This is a genomic window from Hydrogenophaga pseudoflava (assembly GCF_031020795.1).
GTDB classification, from domain to species: Bacteria; Pseudomonadota; Gammaproteobacteria; order Burkholderiales; family Burkholderiaceae_C; genus Hydrogenophaga; species Hydrogenophaga pseudoflava_A.
This window is the reverse complement of record NZ_JAVHJP010000003.1, coordinates 200,548-225,164: the sequence shown is the minus strand read 5'-3', so window position 1 is coordinate 225,164 and position 24,617 is coordinate 200,548. Positions and strand designations below refer to the sequence as shown.

The following is a 24,617-nucleotide window of genomic DNA, read 5'->3' as shown; positions in this document are numbered from 1 at the left end:
GTTCAGTCCCGCGTGCCGAAGCGGTACTCGGTGCGCGCCCGGTAGGGCGTTTCCATGCCCACCCGGTTGAGCGGGAACCCCGGGCAGTTCATGGCATTGGGGTACTGCTGCGGTTCCAGGCACAGGCCGGCGCGCGGGCGGTGGACCACGCCGTGTTTGCCGATGTCCGGCGCGGCGCCCGTGCCCAATGCGCCTGCGGTGTAGACCTGCATCACGGGTTCGGTGGTCCACACGTCGAGGGTGCGGCCCGAGACCGGGCTGTGGGCCTGGGCCACCCGTCGCAGACCGCCGTGGGTCGAACCGGCGAGCTCATAGGCGTGGTCGATGTCGGGCAGCTCGCCCAGCCGCCGGGGCCGGCGCAGATCCAGCGCGTGGCCGTCCAGGGGCCCGCGTTCACCGGTGGCCACGTTGTCGGCGTCGGCGGCCAGCAGCTGGTCGGCCCTCACCTGCAGGTGGTGGTCGTCGATCAGGCGCTCGCCCGGCCCGTCGAGATTGAAGAAGATGTGCGGCGTGAAGCTCGCGGGCGAGGCCGGGCTGGCGGTGCAGACCGCCACCGCTTCGTGTTCGATCACCAGCGCATGGCCGTCGGTGAGGCGGTAGCTGAGCGTGAGGTCGACGATGCCGGGGTGCCGGTCCACCGAGGGCTCGAAGCGCAGGCGCAGCGTGAGTTGGTCGGGCGCGTCCTGGTGGGCCGAGAACACGCGGTGGCGCGACCCGTTCGGGCCGCCGTGGATGCAATGAGGGCCGGCGTTGGCGTCGAGTGTGTAGGCCGTGCCGTCGAGCGTGTAGCGCGCCTGCGCAATGCGCCCGGCATACCGCCCGATGAAGGCGCCCATGGACGGCGCGCCGGCCTGCAGCGCGGCCAGACTGTCGTAGCCCAGCGCCACATCGCCCGGCACGCCGTCGCGATCCGGCACGAGGATCTGCAACACCTTGGCGCCGAGGTTGCTCACAGCCACTTCCATGCCGTTCGCATGGCGCAGGTGGAAGAGGGCGACGGGGTCGCCGCCGACCTCGCCAAAGAAGCGTTGCGGGTTCAGAGGGGTGGGCGCTGCCATCGAGGCCGTGTGGTCAGACCCGTGCGCCGACCTCGGCCCGCTCGCGGGTCCACGCCCGCGCCTGCCCGCTCAGCGACAGGCCCAGGCCGGGCCGCGTGGGCACCCGCATGCGGCCGTTGGCGATTTCGATGCGTTCGTTGAACAGCGGCTCCAGCCATTCGAAGTGCTCCACCCAGGGTTCGGTCGGGTAGGCCGCGGCCAGGTGCACGTGCAGCTCCATCGCGAAGTGCGGCGCCAGCATCAGGCCGGCGTGGTGGGCCAGGCCAGCCACTTTCAGGAAAGGCGTGATGCCGCCGACGCGCGGGCCGTCGGGCATCAGGTAGTCGGCCGCGCGGTGGCGGATCAGGTCCCAGTGTTCGCCCGCGCTGGTCAGCATCTCGCCGGTGGCAATCGGCGTGTCGAACTGCTGTGCCAGGGCCGCGTGGCCCTCGTGGTCATACGCGTCCAGCGGCTCTTCGATCCACACGAGGTTGAAGCCTTCGAGCGCGCGGCACATGCGCTGCGCGGTGGGTCGGTCCCACTGCTGGTTCGCGTCCACCATCAGTGGCACGCCGTCGCCCAGGTGCTCGCGCACCGCCTGCACGCGCTGCATGTCGATGCGCCCGTCGGGCTGGCCGACCTTGAGCTTGATGCCGCCGATGCCGCGCGCCACCGAGGCCGCGGCGTTCACCTTCAGCTGGTCGATGGGCGTGTGCAGGAAACCGCCCGAGGTGTTGTAGCAGCGCACCGACTCGCGGTGCGCGCCCAGCAGCTTGGCCAGCGAGAGGTTCGCGCGGCGCGCCTTCACATCCCACAGCGCCACGTCGAAGGCGCCGATGGCCTGGGTGGACAGACCGCTGCGCCCCACCGACGCACCGGCCCAGCACAGCTTGTCCCACAGGCGCGCGATGTCGTTCGGGTCTTCGCCGATCAGGTTCGGTGCGATCTCCTGCGCGTGCGCGAACTGGCCGGGCCCGCCCGCGCGTTTGCTGTAGCTCAGACCCAGGCCTTCATGGCCTTGCTCGGTCTGCAGTTCCACGAACAGCATCGCGATCTCGGTCATGGGCTTCTGGCGCCCGGTCAGCACCTTGGCATCGCTGATCGGGTTGGCCAGGGGCAGATAACAGGAGGAGATGCGCATCCAGGCGATGCGGTCGGCGGTGGTGCTCATGCGGCGTCGGGCTCCTGTGTCACTGCGGCTTGATGCCGGCGGTCTTGATCACCTTGGTCCAGCGCTGCAGTTCGCTGGCGACAAAGTCCGTGTAGGGCTTGGAGCCCTGCGCCGGCACCACGAAGCCGTTGCTCTCCAGCTTCTGCCTGATGGCGGGCGAGGTCATGACCTCCTTGAACGCGGCTTCAAGCTTCGCCACGATGGGCGCGGGCGTGCCCCTGGCCACCGACATGCCCGACCAGGACAGCGCCTCGAAGCCCGGGTAGCCCGATTCGGCGACGGTGGGCACGTCGGGGTAGAGGCTGTTGCGCTGCAGGCTGGAGACCGCCAGCGGGCGCAGCTTGCCGGCCTTGACGTGGGGCAGGGCCACGTCCTGGTTGATGAACATCATCGGGATCTCGTTGCCCAGCAGCGCGGTCATCATCGGGCCGCCGCCGCGGTAGGGGATGCCGGTCATGAAGATGCCGGCGGTCTGCTTGAACAGCTCCATCGCCATGTGGCCCGAAGCCGCATGGGTGTAGCCGTAGTCGAGCTTGCCGGGGCTGGCCTTGGCCGCCTTCACCAGCTCGGCCAGGGTCTTGTAGGGCTGGTTGGCGTTGACCACCAGCACGTTGGGGCCGCTGTGCACGTGGCTGAGGTGGATGAAGTCCTTGACCGAGTCGTACTTGAGGTTGGGGTCCAGGCCGTGGGCCACGGCGTTCTGGCCCACACCGGTCTGGATGATGGTGTAGCCGTCGGCGGGCGCCTTGACGCCGCGCTCGGTGCCGATCACGCCGCCGGCGCCGCCCACGTTCTCGACCACCACCGGCTGGCCCAGCACCTTGGCCAGCGGCTCGGCCACCATGCGGCCCATCACATCGGAGGTGCCCCCGGGCGGGAAGGCCACGATGATCTTGATGGGTTTGTTCGGGTAGTCGCTCTGCGCAAAGGCGCCCAGGGGCAGGGCGGCCAGGGTGGATGCGGCCATCAGGTGTCGGCGCTGGATCATGGTGGTGTCTCCGTGGTGGATGGAAGGAAGTGGCCAGTCGTGGCGCTGGCTTGGGGGAACAGGTTCAGGTCACCGGGGCCGGATTGAATAGAACCAGGTCGTTGTGCAGGCCCCATTTCTCGGCCCAGGTTTTCTCGCCGCTGGCGACGGCCAGCAGGCGGTGGAACAGCTCCCAGCCGAGTTCGTCGATCGACGCTTCGCCGCTGGCGATGCGGCCGGCGTTGACGTCCATCAGGTCGTGCCAGCGGCGCGCCAGGTCGTTGCGTGTGGCCACCTTGATGACCGGGCATTCGGCCAGACCGTAGGGTGTGCCGCGGCCGGTGGTGAAGACGTGCAGGTTCATGCCGGCGGCCAGCTGCAGCGTGCCGCAGATGAAGTCGCTGGCGGGCGTGGCCGCGAAGATCAGGCCCTTCTGTGTCACCTTCTCGCCGGGGGCGATCACGCCGTGGATCGGGCCGTTGCCGCTCTTGACGATGGAGCCCATGGCCTTCTCGACGATGTTCGACAGGCCGCCCTTCTTGTTGCCGGGCGTGGTGTTGGCGCTGCGGTCGGCCTGGCCGCGCGCGAGGTAGGCGTCGTACCAGCCGAGTTCGCGCACGATGGCTTCGGCCACCTCGGGTGTCGCGGCGCGGCGCGTGAGCTGGTCCACCGCGTCGCGCACCTCGGTGTTCTCGCTGAACATCACCGTGGCACCCGCGCGCACCAGCAGGTCGGTCGCAAAGCCCACGGCCGGGTTGGCGGTGACACCGGAAAACGCGTCGCTGCCACCGCACTGCACGCCCACCACCAGTTCGCTCACCGGGCAGGTGGTGCGCTGGCGCGCGTTCAGGCGTTCGAGGTGGCCCTTGGCCTGTGTGAGGATGCTGTCGATCATCGACATGAAGCCGACGTGCTTCTCGTCCTGGAGGCAGACCACGTCCGGCCCCTGGCGCTCATCCGAAATCGGGATCGAGCCCGGCGGCAGCAATCGTTCAGGCTGCAACTTCTCGCAGCCCAGGCTGAGCACCATCACCTCGCCGCCGAAGTTGGGGTTGCTCGCGAGGTTGCGCACCGTGCGGATGGGGATGATGGCGTCGGGCGCGTCGATGGCCACGCCGCAGCCGTAGCTGTGCGTCAGGCCCACCACGCCGTCCACGTTGGGGTAGTGCGGCAGCAGCTCCTTCTTGATGCGCCCGACGGCGAATTCGAGCACACCGGCCACGCACTGCACCGTGGTCGTGACGGCCAGCAGGTTGCGCGTGCCCACGCTGCCGTCGGCGTTGCGGTAACCCTGGAAGCTGAAGCCCTCCAGCGGCGGCAGCTCGGCCGGTGGTTGCGGCGCGGGCAGGCCCTGCAGCGAACGCGCCGCGGGCATCACCAGCCGCTGTTCGTTGACCCAGCCGCCCGCGGGAATGTCCACTGCGGTGTGACCGATGACCACGTTGTAGCGGCGCACGGCGGTGCCGGCGGGCAGGTCGGCCAGCGCCACCTTGTGGCCCTGCGGCACGGCCTGCACCAGGGTCGGTCCACCGGGCAGGGCGGTGCCGGCGGGCAGACCGCCGTCGTTGACCACCACCGCCACGTTGTCGGTCGGGTGGATGCGGATGGTGCGCGGCACGGTGCTCATCGGACCAGGCAGGGGCGCTTGGGGTCGAAGGTCCAGCCCGGGATCAGGTACTGCATCGCGATGGCGTCGTCGCGTGCGCCCAGGCCGTGCTGCATGTAGAGCTGGTGGGCCTTCTCGACCTCGGCCATGTCGATCTCGATGCCGAGACCGGGCTTCTTCGGCACCTGCACGCAGCCGCCTTCGATCCTGAGCGGGTCTTTCGTCAGGCGCTGGCCGTCCTGCCAGATCCAGTGGGTGTCGATGGCCGTGACCTTGCCCGGCGCGGCCGCGCCCACGTGGGTGAACATGGCCAGCGAGATGTCGAAGTGGTTGTTGGAGTGTGAACCCCAGGTCAGGCCCCAGTCGCGGCAGGTCTGGGCCACGCGCACCGAACCGGCCATGGTCCAGAAGTGCGGGTCGGCCAGCGGGATGTCCACGCTCTGCAGCGCCAGCGAATGCGCCATCTGGCGCCAGTCGGTGGCGACCATGTTGGTGGCGGTGGGCAGGCCGGTGGCGCGGCGGAACTCGGCCATCACCTCGCGGCCGCTGAAGCCCTCTTCGGCACCGCAGGGGTCTTCGGCGTACGCGACCACGCCGCGCATCTTCTCGCCCAGGCGGATCGCGTCCTTCAGCAGCCAGCCACCGTTGGGGTCCAGCGTCACGCGCGCTTCGGGGAAACGTTCGTGCAGCGCGGTCACCGCGTCCACCTCGGCGTCACCGGCGAGCACGCCGCCCTTGAGCTTGAAGTCCTGGAAGCCGTAGCGCTTCTGCGCCGCTTCGGCCAGGCGCACCACGGCCTCGGGCGTCATCGCGGCCTCGTGGCGCAGGCGGCACCAGTCGTCGGCGTTGTCGGGTTCGCTCGCGTAGGGCAGGTCCGTTTTCAGACGGTCGCCGACGAAGAACAGGTAACCCAGCATCTGCACCGCGTCGCGTTGCTGACCTTCGCCCAGCAGGGCGGCGACCGGCACGCCCAGGTGCTGGCCCTGCAGATCGAGCAGGGCCGATTCCACCGCGGTGACGGCGTGGATGGTGGTGCGCAGGTCGAAGGTCTGCAGGCCGCGGCCGCCGCTGTCGCGGTCGGCGAACTTCACGCGCATGGCGTTCAGGATGGCCTGCAGGTTGCCGACGGTCTGGCCTTCGACCAGAGGCCGCGCGTCTTCCAGCGTCTGGCGGATCTTCTCGCCGCCCGGCACCTCGCCCAGGCCGGTGTGGCCCGCGTTGTCGGTGACGATGACGATGTTGCGGGTGAAGAAGGGCGCGTGCGCGCCCGACAGGTTGAGCAGCATGCCGTCCCGGCCGGCGACCGGGACCACACGCATCGACTGGACGATCGGTGCGGTCATGGTGTGCTCAATCTGCCTTGATGTTGCGGCTGGTGATCAGCTTCTGCCAGCGCGCGTATTCGCTGGCCTGGAAGGCCGCGAACTGCTCGGGCGTGTTCAGCACCACCTCGAAACCCAGCTCCAGCAGCTTGGGCTTGATGGCCGGGTCGTTGATCGAGGCCAGCACGGCCTCGTGCACGCGCTTCTTCACATCGGCGGGCAGGCCCTTGGGCGCAGCCACGGCCTGCCAGGACTGCACGTTGGCGTCCTTCACGCCGCCTTCTTCCAGCGTGGGCACCTCGGGCAGCAGCGGCGAGCGCTTGGCGCTGGTGATGGCCAGGGCGCGCAGCTTGCCGGCCTTGATCTGCGGCATGGCGGTGTTGATGTTCATGAACGACGACTCCACCTGGTTGCCCAGCAGGTCGCTCATCACCGGACCGCCGCCCTTGTAGGGCACGTGCACGCCGCTGGTGCCGGTCTGCTGCCAGAACAGCTCGGCGGTCAGGTGGTCGCTGGAACCGTTGCCCGACGAGGCGAAGGTCATCTTGCCGGGGTTGGCCTTCTGGAAGGCGATCACGTCGGCCAGCGACTTGTGGGCGGAGGCGGCGGGCACCACCAGCACGTTGGGCGCCTGCACGACCACAGTCACCGGGTCCAGGTCCTTGAGCGCGTCGTACTGCACCTTGATCAGGTGCGGCGCGATCACGAAGGGGCCGAGCGACGCCACCAGCAGCGTGTGGCCGTCGGCCGGTGCGCGGGCCACGAAGGTGGCACCGATGGTGCCCGTGGCACCGGCCTTGTTCTCGACGATCACGGTGGCGTTGCCGCCGAGCTTTTCACCCATCTTGCCGGAGAGCTGGCGGGCGATCATGTCGGTGGAGCCACCGGGCGGGAAGGGCACGACGAGGGTGATGGGCTTGTCGGGCCAGGCGAAGGCGGGCAGGCTGGTGGCCGCGGCCAGCAGCAGGGTGATGAGGGACTTGTTCATGGTCATGGGTGTTTCCAGATGCGTATGGATGGAAGCGCGGGGGGGGGGTTACTGCGGGCCCAGCGCGTCGATCAGCGTCTTGAGCTCGTCCATCTCGCCAGGTTTGAGATCCGACAGCGGCGCGCGCACCGGACCGGCGTCATGGCCCACGAGCCTGGCACCTGCCTTGATGATGCTCACGCCATAGCCTTCGACGCGGTTGCGGATCTTCAGATAGGGCATGAAGAACTGCTTGAGCAGGCGGTGCTGCGTGGCCATGTCGTCGCTGCGCACGGCTTCGTAGAACTGCATCGCGGTCTTCGGGATGAAGTTGAAGACGGCGGACGAGTACACCGGGGTGCCCAGCGCCTTGTAGGCGGCGGCGTAGACCTCGGCCGTGGGCAGGCCACCGAGGTAGGCGAAGCGGTCGCCCATGCGCATGTAGATGGACGACATCAGTTCGATGTTGCCCATGCCGTCCTTGAAACCGATCAGGTTGGGGCAGCGCTCGGCCAGGATGGCCAGCGACTCGGGCGTGAACTTGGTGCGGTCGCGGTTGTAGACGATGACGCCGAACTGCACGCTCCTGCAGACCTGCTCGACGTGGGCGATCAGGCCCTCCTGTCCGGCTTCGGTCAGGTAGTGCGGCAGCAGCAGGATGCCGTGGGCGCCCAGGCGCTCGGCTTCCTGCGAGTGGGCGATGGCGGTGCGGGTCGGGCCGCCGGCGCCGGCAATGATGGGCACCTTGCCGCGGCAGGTGTCGACCGCGGTCTTGATGATCTGGCCGTATTCCTCGCCGTAGAGCGAGAAGTACTCACCCGTGCCGCCCGCGGCGAACAGCGCGCTCGCTCCGTAGGGGGCCAGCCAGTCCAGGCGCTCGGCGTAGCCCTTGGCGTTGAAGTCGCCATTGGCGTCGAAGTCCGTCACGGGAAAGGACAGCAGGCCCGAGGACATGACTTGCTTGAGGTCTTGGGGGGTGTATTGCATGGTGGTTCAGCCTGGGTGGGTGGATGAAGGGGTCTTTGTGATCTTCTTGTAGGATGTCAGACAACTGATGAGATTGTGTGAAAAGGCAGGAGGGGGTGTCAAGGGCTTCCATGCACGTATGTGGAAACCCCTTACCCCCCGGGTCAGAACCTCGGCTGGTGGCCGGTGAACGACGGGTCGTACTTGCGCATCTGCCCCAGGTCGTCCCGGTGGCGGATGGCCGTGTCCAGGTAGTTCTGGTGCAGACGGGCCAGGGCTTCGCGGTCGATCTGCACACCCAGGCCGGGCGTGGTGGTCACGCGCAGGCCGCCGTCTTCAAACCGCAGGCGCCCGCCCTGCACCACCTCGTCGTCCTGCCAGGGGTAGTGGGTGTCGCAGGCGTAGGACAGCAGCGGCACCGACGCGGCCAGGTGCGTCATGGCCATCAGGCTGATGCCCAGGTGCGAATTCGAGTGCATGGACAGGCCCAGGCCGAAGGTCTCGCACATCAGCGCCAGTCGCTGCGTGGCGCGCAGGCCGCCCCAGTAGTGGTGGTCGCTGAGCACGATCTTCACCGGGCAGCCCATCTCGGCGTTGCGGCGGAATTCCTTCAGGTCGGTGACCACCATGTTGGTGGCCAGCGGCACATCGCAGGCGGCGGCCACGGCGGCCATGCCGTCCAGTCCCGGGGCCGGGTCTTCGTAGTACTCCAGCACGCCGCGCAGCTGCTCAACCACCTTCAGGCTGGTGGCCACGCTCCAGTTGGCGTTGGGGTCGATGCGCAGCGGCGCGCCGGGGAAGGCCTGGGCGAGCGCCAGCAGGGTGGCCACTTCCTGCTCCGGCGGCAGCGCGCCGGCCTTGAGCTTGATGCTCTTGAAGCCGTACTGGTCGATCATGCGGCGCGCCTGCGCCACCATCTGACCGGGTGTGAGGCCTTCGCCAAACGGATCGGGCGTGTAGGGCTTGTCAATGTGCTCGGCGTACTTGAAGAACAGGTAGGCGCTGAACGGCACGGCGGGGCGCGCCGCGCCGCCCAGCAGGTCCACCACCGGCGCGTTCGCCAGCTGGCCCTGCAGGTCCATCATCGCCACCTCGAAGGCGCTGGTCACCTTGGCCACGGTCTTTGAGACGTGGGTGCCCGGTGCCAGGGACACCTGCTGGCCCAGGAACTCCGAGGCGGCGGTCTGCCGGGGCGCCACCAGCGCGGCCACGCGGGTGTCCATCTCGTTGAGCGCCCAGGGCGAAAGACCAGTGAGCGCGGGCGCGGCCTTGGCCAGCGCCTCCAGCATGGGCCCGTCGCCGTAGCTTTCGTTGATGCCGACCAGGCCCGAGTCGGTCTCGATCTCGATGATCGAGCGCAGCGCCCAGGGTTCGTGGATGCCGGCCGCGTTCAGCAGCGGCGGGTCGCGGAACGCGATGGGCGTCACGCGCACATGGCGGATGGCGTGCGAGGTCATCACTTCACGTCCAGCACGGCGGGCAGCCACAGCGACAGCGCGGGGATGTAGGTGACCGCGACCAGCACCAGCAGCAGGGCGCCGAAGAAGGGCAGCAGGGCCTTGACCACCTGTTCCATCGGCAGCTTGGCCACGGCCGCGCCGACGAAGAGCACCCCACCGACCGGCGGGGTCAGCAGGCCGATGCCCAGGTTGACCATCATGATCATCCCGAAGTGCACCGGGTCCACGCCGATGCTCTGGATCACCGGCATCAGGATCGGCGTGAGGATCAGGATCAGCGGTGCCATGTCCATCAGCGTGCCCAGCACCAGCAGCAGACCGTTGATCAGCGCCAGGATCACGTAGCGGTTGTCGGACAGGGCCGTCAGTGCCGCGGTGATCTTCATCGGGATCTGCATCAGGGTCATGATGTAGCCGAAGCTCGCTGCGAAGGCGATCAGGATCATCACGATCGACAGCGTCTTGACCGTGCGGTGGACCAGCTTGGGCAGCTCGTTCCACTTGTAGTCGCGGTAGACGAACATCGTGACGAAGAACGCCCACAGCACCGCGATGGAGGCCGACTCGGTGGCGGTGAACACGCCGCTGAGAATGCCGCCGAGGATGATGACCATGGTGGCCAGGCCCCAGAGCGCGTCGGCGCAGATCCTCAGCGCCTGCTTCATCGGGATCACTTCGCCCTTGGGGTAGTTGCGCTTGCGCGCCATGGCCAGGCACATGACCGAGAGCGTGAGCCCCAGCAGCAGGCCCGGCAGCACACCGGCGATGAACAGCGCCGCGATGGACACGGTGCCACCCGCGGCCAGCGAGTAGATGACCGCGTTGTGGCTGGGCGGGATGAGGATGGCCTGCACCGAACCGCTGACGGTCACGGCGGTGGCGAAGTCGCGCGGGTAGCCCTTCTTCTCCATCTCGGGAATCAGCACGGTGCCGACCGAGGCCGTGTCGGCCATGGACGAACCGGAGATGGCGCCGAAAAAGGTGGAGGCCAGGATGTTCACCAGCGACAGGCCGCCGCGGATGAAGCCCACCAGCACGTTGGCAAAGGCCACCAGGCGCCGCGCCATGCCGCCTTCGGCCATGATGGCGCCGGCCAGCACGAAGAAGGGAATGGCGAGCAGCGAGAACTTGTTGACGCCGTTGGCGATCGCGATCATCACCGCGTCCAGCGGGATCTCGATCCACCAGGCGCCGATGAGCGCCGCGATGCCCATGGCGTAGGCCACGGGGGTGCCGATCAGGATCAGCACGAAGAAACTGCCGAGCAGGACCCAGGCTTCCATCACGCGGCTCCCTGGGCGGGTTCGTGGTCAAACGTGACGATGGCGCGCTGGCGCTGGTCGCCCAGGACGATGTGTTCCAGCACGAACAGCGCGGTGACGGCGCCGCCGAGAGGTACCGGCAGGTAGGTGAAGCCCACGGGCATCCAGGGCAGCTCGGGGATCGACTGGCCCCAGGTGCCGACGCACAGCTGGATGCCGTACCAGAACATGAACAGCGACACGCCCAGCATCAGCAGGTGCACCACGCCGCGCAGCGGGCGCTGCACCGAGGCCGGCAGGCGCTGCGTCAGCATCTCCACGGCGATGTGGCCACCCGCGCGGTAGCTGCAGGCCGCGCCCAGAAAGGTGAACACCACCATCAGCAGGATGGAGATGGGCTCGGGCCATTGCGAGCCCGTGCCCAGCACGTAGCGCGAGAAGATGCCCCACGGGATGAAGACCGACATCAGGAAGATGCAGGCCCCGGCGACCCAGATGCAGGCGAGGTAGACCAGGTCCATGAAGCGCGAGACAGGGTGTCCGCTGGAAGGTTGATGACTCATGAGAGCCTCGAAGAGAGGGAGAGTGGGAGAAAGAGAAGCAACGGTGGAGCGGCCATCCAGCACACACCGAGGAACCGGCTCCGCCGGGCCTCAGGTGTGGTCCCCCTGGGGGGAAGCCGCGAAGCGGCGCAGGGGGGGACTTAGTTCACAGCCGAGATGCGCTTCATCAGCTCGGCATGCTTGGCGCCGTACTTCTGGCGCACCGGCTCGGTGGCGTCGTAGAAGGGCTTGTTGTCGATGTTGATGAACTCGACGCCGGCGGCCTTGAGCTTGGCGGTGTACTCCTCCACGCTCTTGTCCCAGAGCTGGCGCTGCTCCAGCTGCGCCTCGCGCGCCAGCTTCTTCACCAGCGCCTGGTCGGCCGGGCTGAGCTTGTCCCAGGCCACCTTGGACATCACCAGGATCTCGGGAATGATCAGGTGGTTGGTCTGGCTGTAGTACTTGGCCGGGGTGTTGTAGTGGTTGGCGGTGAAGTAGCTCGGCGGGTTGTTCTCGGCGCCGTCGATCACGCCGGTCTGCAGCGAGGTGAACACCTCGCCGTAGGCCATGGCGATGCCGTTGCCGCCCATGGCGTTCATGGTGTCCACGAAGAGCGGGTTGCCCATCATGCGCACCTTCTGGCCCTTGAGGTCCTCGGGCTTGCGCACCGGCTTCTTGGTGTAGAGGCTGCGCGCGCCGCCGTCCATCCAGCCCAGGCCCACCAGACGCGCCGGGCTGGCCGTCACCTTGGCCAGCAGTTCGTCGCCCACCGGGCCGTCGATCACGGCGCGCATGTGCTTGATGTCGCGGAACACGAAGGGCATGTTGAACACGTCCACCTCGGGCACCACCGGGCCGATCACGCCCAGCGAGATGCGGGCCATCTGGATGGCGCCCAGCTGCACCTGCTCCACGGCTTCCTTTTCCTGGCCCAGCACGGCGCCGGGGAACATCTGCACCTTGATGCGGCCTTGTGTCGCGGCCTCCAGTTTCTTGCCCATGTTCTCGACGGCGACCACGGTGGGGTAGCCGGCGGGGTGGGTGTCGTGCGACTTCAGCACGGTCTGGGCCTGCGCGCCCAGAGGCAGCAGGGCGGCCAGCACCAGGCTGGTGAGGAATCGGCGTTGCAGTTTCATCAGTGTCTCCGTTGGGGTGGTTGGGTTGAGGTGAAGAAAACCGTGCCGGCGCGTCAGGGCGTCAGAGGACGCAGCGCGGCTCGTCCAGGCCCCTCACGCCCGGACGCAGTGCAAAGACGCCACCGGCCAGCGGCTGATCGGACAGATCGCCGCCGGGCCGGATGGACGTGACGAACAGGGTGTCGAGCCCGGCGCCGCCGAAGGCGCACATGGCGGGCTTCTTCACCGGCACGGGCAGCGAGCGGTCGAGCTTGCCGTCGGGCGTGAAGCGGTGCACCAGGCCGGCGTCGTTGCCGCAGATCCAGTAGCAGCCGTCGGCGTCCACCGCGGCGCCGTCGGGGCGGCCGGGCAGGGGCCTGAAGTCGATGAACACGCGGCGGTCGTGCGGCGTGCCGGTGTCCGTGTCGTAGTCGAAGGCCCAGACGGTCTGGCGGTTCGGGTGCGAGTCCGACAGGTACATCGTGCGGCCGTCGGGGCTGAAGGCCATGCCGTTGGGCGTGATGTAGCCGGCTTCCAGACCCCGCAGCCCGCCGGGCGCTACGAGCGCGTACAGGCTGCCCGACGGAGCCGCCAGCGACATGTCGGCCACCATGGTGCCGGCGCGCAGGCGGCCCTGGCGGTCGCAGCGGCCGTCGTTGAAGCGCATGCCGGTCTGCGGATGGTTCACGCGGGCGACCCACTCGCAGTCCACCGTGCCGTCGGTCTGCGGCGTCAGGCGCGCGATGCCGGTCTCCATGGCCGCGATCCACTGGCCATGGGGCAGGGCGTCGCTGCCCGCGGCCAGTGCGATGCAACCGGTCTGCTCGGGCGTGGCCCAGTGCAGCGCGCGGCCGCTGGAGACGCTCCAGCACCACAGCCGCTGGCCGGGAATGTCCACCCACCACAGGCACTGGCGCGCGCCGTCCCAGACGGGGCTCTCGCCCACGCCGTTGCGCGCGTCCAGCAGCAGTTCGGCCTGATCGCTCATGGCGCGCACTCAGGCCTTCTTGAAGGGGTCCGCCTTGACGAAGCCGCCGCCCTGGTAGAGGGCGGCCGGGTCGTTCAGGTCGGGCGCAGGGGTGCGCGCGAACACGGCGTCGCGGAACACGTCCGAGCTGTCCTGCGGCACGTAGCCGATGTGGCGCGCGCGGCTGTTGTCCCACCAGGTGACCGCGTTGTCCGACATGCCGAACACGATGCTGTGGCCCAGCACCGGGGTGGACAGGCAGGCGCTGATGAGGCGGTGCAGGTCGTCGAAGCTCAGCCAGGTGGCGAGCATGCGGCGGTCCTTGGGCTCGGGGAACGAGGAGCCGATGCGCACGCAGGCGGTCTCGATGCCGTAGCGGTCGAAGTAGAAGCGCGAGAAGTCCTCGCCGAAGGCCTTGCTCACGCCGTAGTAGCTGTCGGGCCGGGCCGGGTGGTCGGCGGTGATGGTTTCGCTCTGCCTGTAGAAGCCGGTGACATGGTTGGAGCTGGCGAACACCACGCGCTTGACGCCGTGTTTCCGGGCCGCTTCGTACAGGTGGTAGACGCCCAGGATGTTGGCCTGCAGGATGGCCTCGAACGGCGCCTCCACCGAGATGCCGCCCAGGTGCACGATGGCGTCGCAGCCGGCCACGGCCGCGTCCACCGCCGCCGCATCGGCCAGGTCGGCCAGGGCGATCTCTTCGCCCGGCTGCGCCTCGCCCAGGCCTATCTTGTCAGACAACCTGAGCACGTCGCAGTTCGCTCGGAGCCGGGTGCGCAGGGCAGTGCCCAGGCCGCCGGCGGCGCCGGTGAGCAGGATCCGTTGGTGGGTTTTCCTAGGGTTTACCATGGTGTTTCACGCGTTTTCCGGTTCGGTTGCACAGAACGCCGGGCCTTTGCTACAGTTCAACCGTGCTCCAAATGTCAGTTGTGTGTTGTCAGACAAGTGAGCGCCATTGTGAAAATCCCCACGCAGGCTGTCAAGGAAAAAGCCATGGACCCCGTGAAAACCCTAGGAGAGGAGAGCCCCGTCGGGGCGGTGGCCGCTGCGCGTGCGCGCCGGCCGCGCGGCCTGGTGTCGGAAATCGTGGCCACGCTGGAGGCGGACATCCGGGAGGGCCGGCTGGTCCCGGGCCTCAAGCTGCCGAGCGAATCGGAGCTGGTCGGGCGTTTCGACGTCAGCCGCACCGTGGTGCGCGAGGCCATCTCTCGGCTGCAGGCCTCCGGCCTGGTCGAGACGCGCCATGGCATCGGCACCTTCGTGCAGGTGCCCCGCGCCGCCGAACCCACGTTTCGCATCGCCCCCGAGGACTTCGCGACGGTGGCCGATGTCGTCGAACTGCTGGAGTTGCGCATCAGCCTCGAAAGCGAGGCCGCGGCGCTGGCCGCGACGCGGCGCAACGAGGCGAGCCTGTCGGCCATGGCGGCCGCGCTGGCCTCGTTCAACGTGGCCATCCACGCCGACTCCGACGCCGTGCCCTCGGATTTCCAGTTCCACGTGGAGGTGGCGCGGGCCACCGGCAACCGCCACTTTGCGGAGCTGATGATCTACCTCGGCACCATGATCATTCCGCGCACCCGCCTCAACACGGCGGCCCGGGCGCCCGAGGGGCGACTGGCCTACCTGGAGCGGGTGCACCGCGAACACGAAGACATCCTGGACGCCATCCGGCGCCAGGAACCCGAGGCTGCGCGCGCCGCCATGCGCACCCACCTCTCCAACAGCCGCGAGCGTCTGCGCCGCGCCCAACCCGAAACCTGAGCATGAGCACCCTGCAATCCATCAACGCCCGCACCGGCGAAGCCCACGGCAAAGCCCTGACCGCGTCCACCGAACAGGACATCCACCGCGCCGCCACCGAGGCCCACGCCGCGTTCGGCGACTGGGCCCGCAGCAGTGGCGAGCAGCGTGCGGCCCTGCTGCGCGCGCTGGCCGACGGCCTGGAGGCGGAGCGCGAGACGCTGGTCGCCTGGGCCGACCTGGAGACCGCGCTGGGCCCGGTGCGCCTGAACGGCGAGCTCGACCGCACCACCTTCCAGCTGCGCCGCTTCGCCGACATCGCGCAGCGCGGCGTGCCGTTCGAATCGCTGGACGACCCGGCCGTGGCCGGTGGCCCGCCCGCCGGGCACCCGGCCATGGTGCGCCAGCGCATGCCGCTGGGACCGGTGGCCATGTTCGCGGCCAGCAATTTCCCGTTCGCCTTCTCGGTGCTGGGTGGCGACACCGCCTCGGCGCTGGCCGCCGGTTGCCCGGTGGTGGTGAAGGCCCACCCCGGCCACCCGGGCCTGTCGCAGAAGGTGTTCGCCATCATCCAGCGCGTGCTGAAGTCGCAGGGCCTGCCGGCCGGGCTGATCGGCCTGGTGCAGGGCGCCGGCGTCGAGGTCGGTGTCGGCCTCATCCGCCACCCGCTGATCGCGGCCGGCGCCTTCACCGGCTCCACCCGCGGCGGTGCCGCGCTGCAGGCCGAGGCCAACGCCCGCCCGCGCCCCATCCCGTTCTACGGCGAACTCGGCTCCATCAACCCGCTGGTCGCACTGCCCGCCGCGCTGGCCGCCCAAGGCGCCGAGCTGGCGGCCACGCTGGCCGGCTCCATCACCCTGGGCTGCGGCCAGTTCTGCACCAACCCCGGCCTGCTGGTGCTGGTGGACGGGCCCGAGACCGAGGCATTCATCCCGCAGCTGGTGCAGGCGCTGGCCAAGCAGCAGCCACATCCCATGCTGACCGCGGGCATGCGCAAGGCCTTCGACGCCGGCATCAAGGGTTTCATGGACGCGGGCGCACTGTCGCTGCTGCAGGGCCAGGGTGTGGCGCCCGCGCCCGGCCCGCAGCTGCTGCAGGTGAGCGCGCAGCGCTTCATCGAGCGCCACGAGTTGCGCGAGGAGGTGTTCGGCCCCAGCAGCCTGATCGTGCGCTGCGCCAGCCTGGCCGAGGTGAACGCCGTGCTCGCCGCCGTCGGCGGCAGTCTGACGGTGACCGTCTGGGGAGCCGACGAAGACACGGCGGACAACCGCGCCATCGTGCGCAGCGCCACGCAGATCGCCGGCCGCGTGCTGTTCGCGGGGGTGCCCACCGGCGTGGCCGTGACGGCGGCGCAGCAGCACGGCGGCCCCTGGCCGTCGAGCACCGCACCCATGACCACCTCGGTCGGCGACGCGGCGCTGGAGCGCTTCCTGCGTCCGGTGTGCCTGCAGGACGCACCCGCCTGGCTGCTGGCGCGCGGCGGCGTGCCCTGCTGACTCCGCCCACCCCGCGGCTGAGCCCCGCGGGATTCAGTGCAGCGAGTGCACCGCCTCCACCACGGGGTAGGCGTACTCCCGTCCCATGAGGGCGCGGGCGCCCAGATAGGCGTTCTTCAAACGCTCGGTCAGCTCGTCCATGTGCACTTCACCTTGGGCGTCGCACGGCACGGCGACGCCGCGGCCGGGGTGGAACAGCGATGCGAAGAGCAGCCGGTGTTCGCAGGGGCTTGATGGGGAGGGCATGTCGGTCTCCTGTACTGGGCGGCCACCCTGGGTCCGGGGTCCGCGCCCATGGCGCCAGCCCCGTTTGCCTTCCGTCGCCCGGTCAAGGCACCGGTGAATTCTGGGCGTCTGCGCGCCCAGCCAAGCCATGGAAAGCGCCACCGAATGCCGGCTTTTCCTTCGTTCTTGCGCAGCCTGCCGCTCCTACGACAAGGAACCACGGGTCGGCCCGGTCCCCGGAACCCAGTGGTGTACGTCCTTCGTACGCCACCCGGCGTACAGACGCTTCACAGGGGCTTCCCTAGCATCCGTCCGACCCCATCGCTGAGCCTGCCACAGGCGATGCGGTGGTGAAAGTCGAACCCCCCAACGGATGTTTTAGAACCCTGGAGAAGCGCCATGATGCAACGTCGATTCACCCTGAAAGCCCTGACGGTCGCGACCGCCCTGGGCGCCTTCGGCCTCACCGCCCACGCCGCCGACACCATCAAGGTCGGCGTGCTGCACAGCCTCTCGGGCACGATGGCCATCTCGGAAACCGTCCTCAAGGACGTGGCCCTGATGACCATCGACGAGATCAATGCCAAGGGCGGCGTGCTGGGCAAGAAGCTCGAGCCCGTGGTGGTCGACCCGGCCTCCAACTGGCCGCTGTTCGCCGAAAAGGCCAAGCAGCTGATCGACCAGGACAAGGTGGCCGCCGTGTTCGGCTGCTGGACCTCGGTGAGCCGCAAGTCGGTGCTGCCGGTGTTCGAAGAGAAGAACAGCCTGCTGTTCTATCCGGTGCAGTACGAGGGTGAAGAGCTGTCCAAGAACGTGTTCTACACCGGCGCCGCGCCCAACCAGCAGGCGATTCCAGCGGTGGAATACCTGATGAGCAAGGACGGCGGCAGCGCCAAGCGCTGGGTGCTGCTGGGCACCGACTACGTCTACCCGCGCACCACCAACAAGATCCTGCGCGCCTTCCTGAAGTCCAAGGGTGTCGCCGACGCCGACATCATGGAGGAGTACACCCCCTTCGGCCACTCGGACTACCAGACCATCATTGCCAACATCAAGAAGTTCGCTTCCGCCGGCAAGAAGACGGCCGTGGTCTCCACCATCAACGGCGACTCCAACGTGCCGTTCTACAAGGAGCTGGGCAACGCCGGCCTGTCGGCCAAGGACGTGCCGGTGGTGGCCTTCTCGGTGGGTGAGGAAGAGCTGCGCGGCGTCGACACCAAGCCGCTGGTGGGCCACCTGGCCGCCTGGAACTACTTCATGAGCGTGAAGAACCCGGCCAACGCCGAGTTCACCAAGAAGTGGGCCGCCTACGCCAAGGCCAAGAACATCGCCGGCCACAAGGACAAGCCGCTGACCAACGACCCGATGGAAGCCACCTACATCGGCATCAACATGTGGGCCCAGGCCGTCGAGAAGGCCAAGTCCACGGACACCGACAAGGTCATCGCCGCCATGGCCGGCCAGACCTTCAAGGCACCCGGCGGTTTCACCTCCACCATGGACAAGGAAAACCACCACCTGCACAAGCCGGTGTTCATCGGTGAAGTGAAGGCCGACGGCCAGTTCAACGTGGTGTGGAAGACCCCGGGTCCGGTCGTGGCCGATCCGTGGAGCGACTACATCGCCGAGAACAAGGGCAAGAAGAACGTCCCTGAGAAGAAGTAAGCGGGGGTCCTGATGCGCTGGCTGCGTTCCCTTCTTGTGTTGTTGTGCCTGATCGGCGCAGCCAGTGCACATGCCCTCACCCCGGCCGACGCCCTGGCGCTGGCCGCGGGCGACAGCGACGACCGCATCGCCGCCATCAACCGGCTGGCGGCCGCACCCGACGAGCGCACGCTCGCGCTGCTGCAGGCGCTGGGCAACGGCGCCGTCAAGGTGCAGGGCGAGCAGGTGCTGCTGATCGCCGACGACGGCAGTGCGACCGATGCCGTGACCGGTGCGGCGGTCACCCCGGCCGACGACGCCGAGGACTCCATGGTCAACAACCGGCTGCGCAGCGCACTGGAAGCCGCGCTGTCGGTGCGCGACCTGTTCGGCAGCGACGTGCAGGCCCAGCAGGCCGCCGCCGCCATGCTGCAGAAAAGTGCTTTCGACGAACCCGATGCCGCGCAGCTGCCCCTGGTGGACAAGGCGCTGGCCAATACCGCGCTCGACGCCGAGGCCCGCGCCTCACTTGAGCGGGCGCGCGCCGCCATGCAGCTGGCCAGCGACGACGAGGCGCAGCGCCTGGCCGCCGCGCAGGCACTGGGCGGCATGGGCGACCCCGCACTCAAGCCCTTGCTCGCGGCCCGGCTGGAAGCGGAGGACAGCGCGTCGGTGAAGGCCGCGCTGAGCGCCGCAATCTCCGCGCTCGACCGCTCGCTGGCGATCAGCAGCGGCCTCTCGCAGGCCTTCACCGGCATCAGCCTGGGCAGCATCCTGCTGCTGGCCGCGCTGGGCCTGGCGATCACCTATGGCCTGATGGGCGTGATCAACATGGCGCACGGCGAGCTGATCATGATCGGCGCCTACGCCACCTGGCTGGTGCAGGCCTTCTTCAAGAGCGCGCTGCCCGACTTCTTCGACTGGTACCTGCTGGCCGCCATGCCGGTGGCCTTCATCGCCTCAGCCCTGGTGGGCGCGGCCATGGAACGCAGCGTGATCCGTTTCCTCTACGGTCGGCCGCTGGAAACCCTGCTGGCCACCTGGGGCATCAGCCTGGTGCTGATGCAGGGCGTGCGCAGCCTGTTCGGTGCGCAGAACGTGGGCGTGGAAAACCCGAGCTGGATGAGCGGCAGCGTCACGCTGCTGGGCAACCTCACCCTGCCCTGGAACCGCATCATCATCGTCGCCTTCGCGGCCGCCGTGCTGATCGGCGTGACCCTGCTGATCTCGAAAACGCGCCTGGGCCTGTTCGTGCGTGGCGTGACTCAGAACCGCCCGATTGCCAGCTGCATGGGCGTGAACACCGCGCGCATCGACACCTATGCCTTCGCGCTGGGCTCGGGCATCGCCGGGCTGGCCGGCTGTGCGCTGAGCCAGATCGGCAACGTCGGCCCTGACCTGGGACAGAGCTACATCGTCGACAGCTTCATGGTGGTGGTGCTGGGCGGCGTCGGCCAGCTCGCCGGCACGGTCTACGCCGCGCTGGGTCTGGGCCTGCTGAACAAGTTCCTCGAAGGCTGGGCCGGCGCCGTGCTGGCCAAGATCGCGGTGCTGGTCTTCATCATCGTCTTCATCCAGAAACGTCCGCAGGGCATCTTTGCATTCAAGGGTCGCGAAACATGACCACCCCCGTCGCTTGCCCACTGCGTGTGGCCGCTCCGCCCCTCAAGGGGCAGCGCCAGCGGCCCGGCAGAGCCGGTTCCGCGGCACTCTCGACCTGGACCCTCGCTCGCATGGATGTGTTCCTATGACCACTGCTTCTGTTTCCCTTCCTGCGCCCGGTCCGCTGCTCACGCGCGGTGCCTTCAGCGGTGTGATGGTCGCGCTGCTGGTGGTCTGTGCCCTGGCGCCCGTGCTGAACCTGATGGTGCCGGCGGACAGCGTGTTCCACCTGTCGGACTACATGGTCGGCCTGCTGGGCAAGATCATGTGCTACGCCATCTGCGCGCTGGCCATGGACCTGATCTGGGGCTACACCGGCATCCTGAGCCTGGGCCACGGCCTGTTCTTCGCGCTCGGCGGCTACGTCATGGGCATGTACCTGATGCGCCAGATCGGCCGCGACGGCAACTACCAGAGCGACCTGCCGGACTTCATGGTCTTCCTGGACTGGAAGGAACTGCCCTGGCACTGGGCATTGAGCGACAGCTTCATCGCCACGCTGCTGCTGATCGTGCTGGTGCCGGGCCTGGTGGCCTTCGTGTTCGGCTATTTCGCCTTCCGCTCGCGCATCAAGGGCGTGTACTTCTCCATCATCACGCAGGCCCTGACCTTCGCCGCGCTGCTGCTGTTCTTCCGCAACGAAACAGGCATGGGCGGCAACAACGGTTTCACCGACTTCAAGCGCATCCTGGGCCTGCCCATCGCCACGCAGGGCATGCGCATGACGCTGTTCGTCGTCACCGGCCTCACACTGCTGGGGTTCTATGTGTTCGCGCGCTGGCTGGTGGCGAGCAAGTTCGGCCGCGTGCTGCAGGCCATCCGCGACGCCGAGAGCCGGGTCATGTTCTGCGGCTACAACCCGCTGCCCTACAAGCTCACCATCTGGACCATCTCGGCCGTGATGTGCGGCATCGCCGGTGCGCTGTACGTGCCGCAGGTGGGCATCATCAACCCGGGTGAAATGAGCACGGCGGCCAGCATCGAGATCGCGGTCTGGACCGCCGTCGGCGGCCGCGCCACCCTGGTCGGTCCCATCGTCGGTGCCTTCATCGTCAACGGCGCCAAGAGCTGGCTGACCGTGGCCTTCCCCGAGTTCTGGCTCTACTTCCTCGGTGTGCTGTTCATCGCCGTGACGCTGTGGATGCCGCAGGGCGTGGTGGGGCTGGTAAAGAAACTGCGGGGAGCCAAGGCATGACGCCGGATCTGATGGAAGCGGGCGCGCAGCGCTACGAAAAAGCCAAGACCCTGGTCGAGACCGGCAAGACCGAATCGGGCGGCCGCAGCGCCGGCTACGGCCGCGTTGCAAGAGCGGGCGAGGTCGACACCACGCACGGCCGCATCCTCTACCTCGAAGACGTGCACGTCTCCTTCGACGGCTTCAAGGCCATCAATGGCCTGAACCTGGACATCGCGCCCGGCGAGCTGCGCTGCATCATCGGCCCCAACGGGGCCGGCAAGACCACGATGATGGACATCATCACCGGCAAGACCCGGCCCGACAGCGGCACGGTGTTCTTCGGCAGCACCATCGACCTGCTGCGCTACCGCGAGCCCGAGATCGCCGCGCTGGGCATCGGCCGCAAGTTCCAGAAGCCCACGGTGTTCGAGCAGCTCTCGGTGTTCGAGAACCTGGAGCTGGCACTGGCCACCGACAAGCGCGTGGGCCACAGCATGGTGTTCTCGCTCACAGGAGAAGAAAAGGACCGGCTGGCCGAGGTGCTGAGCACCATCCACCTGGCCGACAGCGCCCGCCGCCCCGCCGGTCTGCTCAGCCACGGGCAGAAGCAGTGGCTGGAGATCGGCATGCTGCTGATGCAGGACCCCAAGCTGCTGCTGCTGGACGAGCCGGTGGCCGGCATGACCGACGAGGAGACGGCGCGCACCGCCGAGCTGTTCCTCTCGCTCAAGGGCAAGCACTCGCTGATGGTGGTGGAGCACGACATGAGCTTCATCCGCGCGATCTCGGAGAAGGTCACCGTGCTGTGCGACGGTTCTGTGCTGGCCGAAGGCACGCTCGACGAAGTGCAGGCCGACGAGCGGGTCATCGAGGTGTACCTGGGCCGATGAAGGAAACACGATGAGCCTCCTGGAAGTCAAGGACGTCAACCAGTACTACGGCGGCAGCCACATCCTGCGCAACGTCGGCCTCACGGCCGAGCTGGGCCAGGTGACGGTGGTGCTGGGCCGCAACGGCGTGGGCAAGACCACGCTGCTCAAGTCGCTCATGGGGTTGGTGCCCATCAAGAACGGCAGCATCACCTTCGACGGAAAAGCCATCGACAAGGCCACGCCCTACGAGCGGGCCCGGGCCGGCATCGGTTTCGTGCCGCAGGGCCGCGAGATCTTCGCCCGCCTCACGGTGCAGGAGAACCTGCAGATGGGCCTGGCCTACAAGCCCGGCGGCACGCCGATTCCGGCCGAGCTGTTCGAGCTGTTTCCGGTGCTTAAACAGATGCTGGGCCGGCGCGGCGGCGACCTTTCGGGCGGGCAGCAGCAGCAGCTGGCGATCGCCCGCGCGCTGGCGGCGGGGCCCAAGCTGCTGGTCCTGGACGAGCCCACCGAAGGCATCCAGCCCAACATCATCAAGGACATCGGCAAGGTGATCCGCATGCTGGCCGACCGCGGCAACATGGCCATCGTGCTGGTGGAGCAGTACTACGACTTCGCCGAGGAACTGGCCGACCGGTACGTGGTGATGGAGCGCGGCGAGGTGATCGCCAGCGGGCCGGGCAGCGAGATGCAGGACAAAAACATCCGCCAGCTGGTGGCAATCTAGGCCCCCACGGTGTTCACGTTCGCCAAGAGGCCCTCGCTCTTCGGTGGCGGTCTGTAGCCCGAGGGCAGGGACATGCCGCCCGCGGCCCGTCCGGTGTGGGCCTGTTCGCCCAGGCCGGCGTGGATGTCGGTGGTGCGGTAGCGCTCGCGCATGGCCTGCGCCTTCTGCTGCAGTTCGGCGTGGTCGGGAATGCGCGCCTGGTAGCGCTGCAGCACCAGGTGGGCCGACTCGATGATCTTGGCGTTGAGCGTCTGCTCGCCGTCCTGCAGCAGCTTGACCACCGCGGCCTGCGGATCGCCCTGCAGGCTCAGCGACATGGCCTCCTCGGTCTGTTTGAGGATGTGGGCGTGGCCGCTGCGGACCCGGTTGATGAAGTCCTGCCGGCCGGTCGCCGCGCAGGCCAGCAGCTCGGTCAGCGCGCGGCTGGTGCAGAAGCGCAGCGCCATGGTGTCCACCGCGGCGTCCACCTCGTAGAGCTGGATCGAACGCATCGCCAGGCGCGTCATCAGGCCCAGCAGGTTGCAGGCCGCCTCCACGTCGAAGGTCGGCAGGTGGATGGTCTTGGCCATGCGACGAACGTCGTCCAGTGCCTGCGCGGTCTGGTAGTCCTGGATCGCGATCAGCGCCTCGATCACTTCCAGCAGCCGCTGCGGGCGCGGATTGTCTTCCTGGCGGTCGCGGATGCGCTCCATCTGTTCGCGGCAGCGCTGCAGGCCCTTGTGTTCGTTGTTGTCCAGGCGCGCAAAGGCGAGCAGCACCAGGGCCTGGGGGTCGTAGAGCTTGGAGTCCAGGCCGATGCGGGTGGCCCGGTCGAGCATCTCGACACCCTCTTCGCGTTCACCGGCGTACCAGGCCATCATGCCGTGCTTGAGCAGCCGGTTGACCGACGAGGGCGTGAGCATGGTGGAGCGCTTGAAGGTGGCGAGCGCCGCCTGGAAGTTGCCCAGCTCGAACTGGGCGCGACCCATGATGTCGTAGGCGTCGGTGTAGCCGGGGTCGGTCTCGATCAGGCTTTCCAGCGTGGTGACGGCGCGCTGCTGGAAGCCGCCCTCGACCTGCGCACGGGCCACGCCCAGCTTGGCCCAGGGCAGCGTTTTGGCCGCGATCACGGCCTCGTAGAGCAGCTCGGCCTCGTGCAGGTGACCGCCGCGCAGCATGAGCTCGGCGCCGATGCGCGCTGCATAAAGGTAGTAGGGCTTGCGCGCCTCGAAGTGCGCCTTGCACATCTGCGCGGCCTCGTCGAAGCGTTCCTCATCGATGGCGGTGAAGATGTGCCTGAGCACGGCCTTGCGGTCGCGGGCCTGCACGATGCGCTCGACCAGCCCGGCCGCCGTGTGGGGCTTGAGAAGGTAGGCGTCGAGGGCCGACTCCGCCGCCTCGGCCACCTTGCTGTATGAGGATTCGGAGGTGACCATCACGAACACCGTGTAGAACGGCAGCAGCTGGTTGCGGCGCAGGTCGTCCAGCAGCTCCTGCCCGGTGGAGGCCTCGCGATCGAAGTACTGCTCGCAGATCACGACGTCGAAGGGCCACATTTCCAGCTTGGTGCGGGCATCCGCCAGCCGGGGGCACTGCACGATGGTGCCCACGCCGGCGTCCCGCAGCTGCCCCACGATGATGGAGCGGGACAGCGGGTTGCCGTCGATGACGAGCGCCTTGGCGTCGTGGAGCGGGGTGGACATGTTGGGCGGT

At 68.3% G+C, this 24,617-nt stretch carries 22 protein-coding genes; 7 read left to right on the top strand and 15 right to left on the bottom strand.

From position 1 onward, the window contains the following. Positions 1-2: 2 nt before the first annotated feature. The 13 genes from RCO38_RS10600 to RCO38_RS10540 all read right to left on the bottom strand — a co-directional run bounded on the left by RCO38_RS10600 (position 3) and on the right by RCO38_RS10540 (position 14,231). Positions 3-1,058 carry an aldose epimerase family protein gene (locus tag RCO38_RS10600; protein ID WP_308328282.1) on the bottom strand — a complete coding sequence of 352 codons (1,056 nt, stop codon included), beginning with the start codon at positions 1,056-1,058 and terminating at the stop codon, positions 3-5. A gap of 13 nt (positions 1,059-1,071) precedes the next feature. Continuing rightward, entirely contained in the window at positions 1,072-2,208 is a 1,137-nt protein-coding gene (locus RCO38_RS10595) for an L-talarate/galactarate dehydratase (RefSeq protein ID WP_308328281.1), read from the bottom strand. Positions 2,209-2,227: 19 nt separating this feature from the next. Beyond that, positions 2,228-3,196 carry a Bug family tripartite tricarboxylate transporter substrate binding protein gene (locus RCO38_RS10590; RefSeq protein ID WP_308328280.1) on the bottom strand — a complete coding sequence of 323 codons (969 nt, stop codon included), beginning with the start codon at positions 3,194-3,196 and terminating at the stop codon, positions 2,228-2,230. Positions 3,197-3,260: 64 nt separating this feature from the next. After that, positions 3,261-4,802 carry a galactarate dehydratase gene (garD, locus tag RCO38_RS10585; RefSeq protein WP_308328279.1) on the bottom strand — a complete coding sequence of 514 codons (1,542 nt, stop codon included), beginning with the start codon at positions 4,800-4,802 and terminating at the stop codon, positions 3,261-3,263. Further along, positions 4,799-6,124, bottom strand: a complete 1,326-nt coding sequence (gene gudD / locus RCO38_RS10580; protein WP_308328278.1) for a glucarate dehydratase — start codon at positions 6,122-6,124, stop codon at positions 4,799-4,801. Before gudD ends, garD begins: the two co-directional genes overlap by 4 nt. 7 nt (positions 6,125-6,131) lie before the next feature. Continuing rightward, a complete protein-coding gene (locus RCO38_RS10575; RefSeq protein ID WP_308328277.1) occupies positions 6,132-7,091 on the bottom strand; it encodes a Bug family tripartite tricarboxylate transporter substrate binding protein in 960 nt (319 codons plus the stop codon). A gap of 48 nt (positions 7,092-7,139) precedes the next feature. Then, entirely contained in the window at positions 7,140-8,057 is a 918-nt protein-coding gene (kdgD, locus tag RCO38_RS10570; protein WP_308328276.1) for a 5-dehydro-4-deoxyglucarate dehydratase, read from the bottom strand. Positions 8,058-8,200: 143 nt separating this feature from the next. Continuing rightward, positions 8,201-9,496, bottom strand: coding sequence for a glucarate dehydratase family protein (locus RCO38_RS10565; RefSeq protein WP_308328275.1), 1,296 nt, complete (start codon positions 9,494-9,496; stop codon positions 8,201-8,203). Beyond that, positions 9,493-10,779, bottom strand: coding sequence for a TRAP transporter large permease (locus RCO38_RS10560; RefSeq protein ID WP_308328274.1), 1,287 nt, complete (start codon positions 10,777-10,779; stop codon positions 9,493-9,495). The genes RCO38_RS10565 and RCO38_RS10560 overlap by 4 nt, the downstream gene beginning before the upstream one ends. Continuing rightward, positions 10,779-11,321, bottom strand: coding sequence for a TRAP transporter small permease (locus RCO38_RS10555; RefSeq protein ID WP_308328273.1), 543 nt, complete (start codon positions 11,319-11,321; stop codon positions 10,779-10,781). Before RCO38_RS10555 ends, RCO38_RS10560 begins: the two co-directional genes overlap by 1 nt. Before the next feature lie 140 nt (positions 11,322-11,461). Next, entirely contained in the window at positions 11,462-12,436 is a 975-nt protein-coding gene (locus RCO38_RS10550; protein ID WP_308328272.1) for a TRAP transporter substrate-binding protein, read from the bottom strand. A gap of 61 nt (positions 12,437-12,497) precedes the next feature. Then, positions 12,498-13,403 (bottom strand): SMP-30/gluconolactonase/LRE family protein, encoded by a 906-nt coding sequence (locus tag RCO38_RS10545; RefSeq protein WP_308328271.1) that lies wholly within the window; start codon positions 13,401-13,403, stop codon positions 12,498-12,500. A 9-nt stretch (positions 13,404-13,412) separates the two neighbouring features. After that, positions 13,413-14,231, bottom strand: coding sequence for an NAD-dependent epimerase/dehydratase family protein (locus RCO38_RS10540; RefSeq protein ID WP_308328270.1), 819 nt, complete (start codon positions 14,229-14,231; stop codon positions 13,413-13,415). Positions 14,232-14,375: 144 nt separating this feature from the next. Here RCO38_RS10540 and RCO38_RS10535 point away from each other — a divergent pair, with 144 nt between their 5' ends. After that, the gene (locus tag RCO38_RS10535; RefSeq protein WP_308328269.1) at positions 14,376-15,143 is read left to right on the top strand and encodes a FadR/GntR family transcriptional regulator; all 768 of its coding nucleotides are present in this window, start codon (positions 14,376-14,378) and stop codon (positions 15,141-15,143) included. Positions 15,144-15,145: 2 nt separating this feature from the next. After that, entirely contained in the window at positions 15,146-16,618 is a 1,473-nt protein-coding gene (locus RCO38_RS10530; RefSeq protein ID WP_308328268.1) for an aldehyde dehydrogenase (NADP(+)), read from the top strand. 33 nt (positions 16,619-16,651) lie between these two features. On the opposite strand, the gene RCO38_RS10525 is transcribed toward RCO38_RS10530, so the two are convergent. After that, positions 16,652-16,864, bottom strand: coding sequence for a hypothetical protein (locus RCO38_RS10525; protein WP_308328267.1), 213 nt, complete (start codon positions 16,862-16,864; stop codon positions 16,652-16,654). A 378-nt stretch (positions 16,865-17,242) separates the two neighbouring features. Between RCO38_RS10525 and urtA the strand changes: the two genes are divergently transcribed. The 5 genes from urtA to urtE all read left to right on the top strand — a co-directional run bounded on the left by urtA (position 17,243) and on the right by urtE (position 22,925). Beyond that, positions 17,243-18,508 carry an urea ABC transporter substrate-binding protein gene (gene urtA, locus RCO38_RS10520; protein WP_308328266.1) on the top strand — a complete coding sequence of 422 codons (1,266 nt, stop codon included), beginning with the start codon at positions 17,243-17,245 and terminating at the stop codon, positions 18,506-18,508. A 12-nt stretch (positions 18,509-18,520) separates the two neighbouring features. Next, complete coding sequence (gene urtB / locus RCO38_RS10515; RefSeq protein WP_308328265.1) at positions 18,521-20,110, top strand: urea ABC transporter permease subunit UrtB; 1,590 nt, start codon at positions 18,521-18,523, stop codon at positions 20,108-20,110. A 124-nt stretch (positions 20,111-20,234) separates the two neighbouring features. Continuing rightward, entirely contained in the window at positions 20,235-21,344 is a 1,110-nt protein-coding gene (gene urtC, locus RCO38_RS10510) for an urea ABC transporter permease subunit UrtC (RefSeq protein ID WP_308328264.1), read from the top strand. Next, complete coding sequence (gene urtD, locus RCO38_RS10505) at positions 21,341-22,216, top strand: urea ABC transporter ATP-binding protein UrtD (RefSeq protein WP_308328263.1); 876 nt, start codon at positions 21,341-21,343, stop codon at positions 22,214-22,216. Before urtC ends, urtD begins: the two co-directional genes overlap by 4 nt. A gap of 10 nt (positions 22,217-22,226) precedes the next feature. Further along, positions 22,227-22,925 (top strand): urea ABC transporter ATP-binding subunit UrtE, encoded by a 699-nt coding sequence (gene urtE, locus RCO38_RS10500; RefSeq protein ID WP_308328262.1) that lies wholly within the window; start codon positions 22,227-22,229, stop codon positions 22,923-22,925. Here the strand turns inward: urtE and RCO38_RS10495 are convergent. Next, positions 22,922-24,607, bottom strand: a complete 1,686-nt coding sequence (locus tag RCO38_RS10495) for a response regulator (protein ID WP_308328261.1) — start codon at positions 24,605-24,607, stop codon at positions 22,922-22,924. The genes urtE and RCO38_RS10495 overlap by 4 nt on opposite strands. Positions 24,608-24,617 lie beyond the last annotated feature (10 nt).